The sequence below is a fragment of the Pseudomonas sp. IT-P253 genome, from assembly GCF_949768125.1.
Taxonomy (GTDB): Bacteria; Pseudomonadota; Gammaproteobacteria; order Pseudomonadales; family Pseudomonadaceae; genus Aquipseudomonas.
Genome location: NZ_CATKPT010000053.1, coordinates 1 through 4223, shown reverse-complemented (window position 1 = coordinate 4223; position 4223 = coordinate 1). Strand labels below are relative to the sequence as shown.

Here is a 4223-nt window from a genome sequence, read left to right as displayed (position 1 = left end):
GGTGACATCGAGTTGATGGTCTTGACCATTGAGTTTCAGGGTAATCATGAGGACGGCGCGGGCCTTGAATGATGAGTTCGCCCGGATGCTCAAGTTGCGCGGTTAACCCGGCATTAACAAAAAAGCCCTGCAACACTCTTGCGGTGTGCTGGGACTGTAGGAGCGAGCTCGCTCGCGATGGATGTTAACGATAATGCGTTCTTCCTGAATGAACGCGCTGCTTGCAAGTCCTTCGCGAGCGAGCTCGCTCCTACAGGATCTGGTGTGATCACACGAAGCTCAATTTCGCCGGAATATCCACATCCCACAACACCCCAGGGTCATCTACCCCCACCTCCACCACCCTCGCGCCTGCAAACAATGACTTGGCACCCTGATCACCCAATAGCGCCATCAAGCCGGGACCGAAGCGGCGACCGAACCCCACCGGATGCCCATACGCCCCTTCGTTGACCGGCACACTGACGGCGTCATCAGCAATCGCCCCGGCCACTCGCTCGATGCTCGACGGCAGGATGAACGGCATATCCCCCAACACGATCAGCCATCCCGCGAGGTCCGGGCATGCCTTCACGCCCGCAGCGATGCTGTCGCCCATGCCGGTCGAGTCGATCAATACAATCTCGAAACCATAAGCCTGAGCCATTCGGCTCAACTGCGGGCGATTATCGGTGGTCACCAGCACACGCCTCTCAAAGGTGGGCGGTAAATTCACCAACACCTGCTCGATCACCGAACGAACAGCACCATCACGGCCAGCACAGTCCGCCAGCAACTTGTCCTTCCCGGCCCCCGCCACCTGCTGGAAGCGACTGCCCTGCCCCGCCGCTAATACAATGACGCCAATTGGCTCACTCATACGTCCTCCTGCAATGGCTTCTTCTGCTTCAGCTCGACGCCGTTCTTGATCGCGACAATTTCCGCCATCAGCGACAATGCGATTTCCGCCGGGCTATGGCTACCGATGTGCAATCCGATCGGACCGTGCAACCGCTCGATGGCCTGCGCTGACAAGCCAAGCAGAGCCAGATTGTCACGGCGTTTGAGGCTGTTGACGCGCGACCCCAGCGCACCGACATAAAACGCTTTGGAGTCGAGGGCCGTGAGCAGCGCCATGTCATCCAGTCGAGGATCATGGGTCAGCGCAACAATCGCTGTACGCTCGTCGGTCTGGATGTTCAGCACCGCTTCATCCGGCATGCCGGAAACAAATCGCCCATGTTGCTCTTCCCAACCGTAGACGAACTCGGTGCGTGGATCGCAGATCAACACTTCAAAGTCCAGCAACCGCGCCATCTCGGCGACATAACGGGACAGCTGCCCAGCACCGATCAGCAATAAACGCCAACGCGGACCGTAGATGGCGCGCAAGGTCTGACCGTCAAACGTCAACACATCGGTCTTGTTCGCCGATTGCAGGACCACTTCGCCAGTCGCGAGATCAAGCGAGCGAGCCAGGACTTCATGGGCCTCGCAGCGCGCCAACAACTCAGCGACCCACGCCGGATCACCCACCCGCTCTTCGGTCAAACGCAAGGTACCGCCGCACGGCAGACCAAACCGGGCGGCCTCTTCGCGGGTGACGCCATAGGTGATCAGCTGCACGGGCGGCCCCGCGACCGGCATACGGCCGTCGTGCAACCGCGCAATCAGATCGTCCTCGACACAACCACCGGACACCGACCCCATCACCACGCCGTCTTCACGCAACGCCAACATCGCGCCGGGCGCCCGGGGCGCGGTGCCCCATGTCTGGACCACGCAGTACAGCACCACTCGATGACCGGCGCGGCGCCATTGCAGCACGCTGCGCAGCACGTTCAGATCGACGCTGTCCATCAGGACTCAACCTTCTGCCAACCCTGCAGCTGATAGCGAACCGGCAAATTGCGGATGCGTTTGCCCGTGGCCGCGAAGATCGCGTTGCACAGTGCCGGCGCAATCGGCGGCACACCCGGTTCACCAACACCGCCCAACGGCACGTTGCCCGGCGGCGTCACCAGATGCACGGCGACTTCCTTCGGTGCCAGGGACATGCGTGCCACTTCGTACATGTGGAAATTGTCCTGCTGAACCTTGCCGTCCTTGAAGCTGATTTCCCCCAGCACCGCGTTGCCCAGGCCCATCACACAGGCGCCTTCGAACTGCGAGCGAATCCGCTCGGGGTTGATCTGCGGACCGCAATCCACGGCGATGTCAGCCTTGTGCACGATCAATGTGCCGTCGTCTTTGACTTCGACTTCGATCACCGCTGCCACATACGTCACGAAGCTGTAATGCACCGCCAGCCCCAGGCCTCGCCCCTTGGGCAACTCACGCCCCCAACCGGCGGCGTTGGCGGCGGTTTCCAGCACAGTACGCAGACGAGCGGTATCGATCGGATAACGCTCGGGCGATTCGCCGTAATTCCACTCTTCACTCAAGGTGCGCGGATCAATCTGACGGTCCGGGCCGAGCAGTTTGATCTGATACTTGAGCGGATCCTGCCTGGCCTTGTGCGCCAGCTCATCGACAAAGCTCTGAATCGCAAAGCCGTGGGGGATGTTCGACACCGAGCGGTACCAGCCGACCCGTGTGTGGACCGTCGCTTCAGGGTTTTCCAGGCGCACGTTAGGAATCGCATAAGCCATGTTGGTGAACCCCATGCCCAACTCGAACGCCGCCTCGTGATTCATGCCGGGTGCAAACAGCGCGGTAATGCTCGGCGCGACGGTGCGATGCAGCCAACCGGACGGCATACCGTCCTTGTTCAGGCTGGCCTTCAGATATTCCGCTGACACGGTGTGGAAGTAGGAACAATGGATATCGTCTTCGCGAGTCCATTGCACCCGCACAGCCTTGCCGGGAAATTCCTTGGCAAGGATGGCCGCTTCGATGATGAAGTCCGGCTTGGACTTGCGGCCGAAACCGCCGCCGAGCAACGTGACATTGAACGTGACCTTGTCGAACGCAATACCCAAGCGTTCGCCGATTCGTGTGCGGGTGACTTGCGGTGCCTGGCTTGGGCCCCAGGCTTCACATACGCCATCCTTGAAGCGGGCGATGGCAACCATGGGTTCCATCGGCGCTTGCGTCAGGTGCGGCAAGTAGTAGGACGCTTCCAGGGTGCTGTCAGCACTGTCCATGGCTTCGTCGATGTCACCGGTGTTGCGCACCACCTTGCCGGGTTTGAGGGACGCGGCTTCCAGCTCCTTGCGATAAGCGATCGAGTCGTAACTGGCATTGGGACCATCATCCCACTCGATTTTCAGTGCTTCGCGCCCCTTGATCGCCGCCCAGGTATTACGGGCCACCACCGCCACACCGCCCAGCGGCTGGAACTCCGACGGCAGCGGACGACCTTCGATTTTCAGGACTTTGATCACGCCCGGGACTTTCATCGCGGCGCTGGCATCGAAGGTCTTGACCTTACCGCCGTACACCGCCGGACGCGCGATAGTGGCATAGAGCATGCCGTCGAAATGCACATCAGCGCCGTAGACTGCGCGGCCATTGACGATGTCCGCACCGTCGATGGCCTTGGTGCCTTCCTTGCCGATGTAGCGGAACTGTGAAGGATCCTTGAGCCGCACGCTGTCACGCGCCGGTACTGCCAGCGCACCGGCAGCGGCGGCCAGAGCGCCGTAGCCCAGTTCACGCCCGGTCGGCTTATGGATGACTTTGTGCAGTTGTGCATGGCATTCGCTGAGCGGCACTTTCCATTGCTCGGCGGCCGCTTGTTCCAGCATGGTCCGCGCGGCAGCACCGCAACGGCGCATCGGTTCGTACCAGTGGCGCATGCTGCGCGAGCCGTCGGTGTCCTGGTTGCCGAAACGCACTTCGTCGCCCGGCGCCTGCTGCACCTTCACCATCGCCCAGTCGGCATCCAGTTCGTCAGCCACCACCATCGTCAGGCTGGTGCGTACGCCCTGGCCCATTTCCGACCGGTTGCAAACCACGGTCACGGTGCCATCGGCGGCAATGCTGATGTAAACCTTGGGATCATCAATCGCGCCGTGGGGCATGCCATCGGCGCCGAATTTCTTCTGTGTTTCTTCGGCAAACGCGTCTTGCCAGCCCCAACTCGCTGCCAGCACCAGCGCGCTGGTGGCGCCGACTCCCTTGAGGAAACCGCGACGGCTGAGATTGCTCAGCGCGAAATCATTCGGTAACCGACTCATGCCTTGACCTCCTTCAGGTGAGTGGACGCCTGGCGGATGGCGATCTTGATACGGTTGTAGGTG

The 4223-nt window shown here is 61.1% G+C and carries 3 protein-coding genes; all 3 read right to left on the bottom strand.

Annotated elements, in window-relative coordinates; translation table 11 throughout:
- Window positions 1-268: 268 nt before the first annotated feature.
- Genes ACM6IR_RS22395 through ACM6IR_RS22385 form a run of 3 tightly spaced genes read right to left on the bottom strand, consistent with a single transcriptional unit; the run spans window position 269 to window position 4160 of the window.
- On the bottom strand, window positions 269-859 hold the full coding sequence (locus tag ACM6IR_RS22395; RefSeq protein ID WP_414909714.1) for a nucleotidyltransferase family protein: 591 nt from the start codon (window positions 857-859) through the stop codon (window positions 269-271).
- Window positions 856-1839: an XdhC family protein gene (locus tag ACM6IR_RS22390; RefSeq protein ID WP_414909713.1), complete on the bottom strand. Its 984-nt coding sequence runs from the start codon at window positions 1837-1839 to the stop codon at window positions 856-858. The genes ACM6IR_RS22395 and ACM6IR_RS22390 overlap by 4 nt, the downstream gene beginning before the upstream one ends.
- Complete coding sequence (locus tag ACM6IR_RS22385) at window positions 1839-4160, bottom strand: molybdopterin cofactor-binding domain-containing protein (protein WP_414909712.1); 2322 nt, start codon at window positions 4158-4160, stop codon at window positions 1839-1841. Before ACM6IR_RS22385 ends, ACM6IR_RS22390 begins: the two co-directional genes overlap by 1 nt.
- Between the last annotated feature and the right edge of the window lie 63 nt (window positions 4161-4223).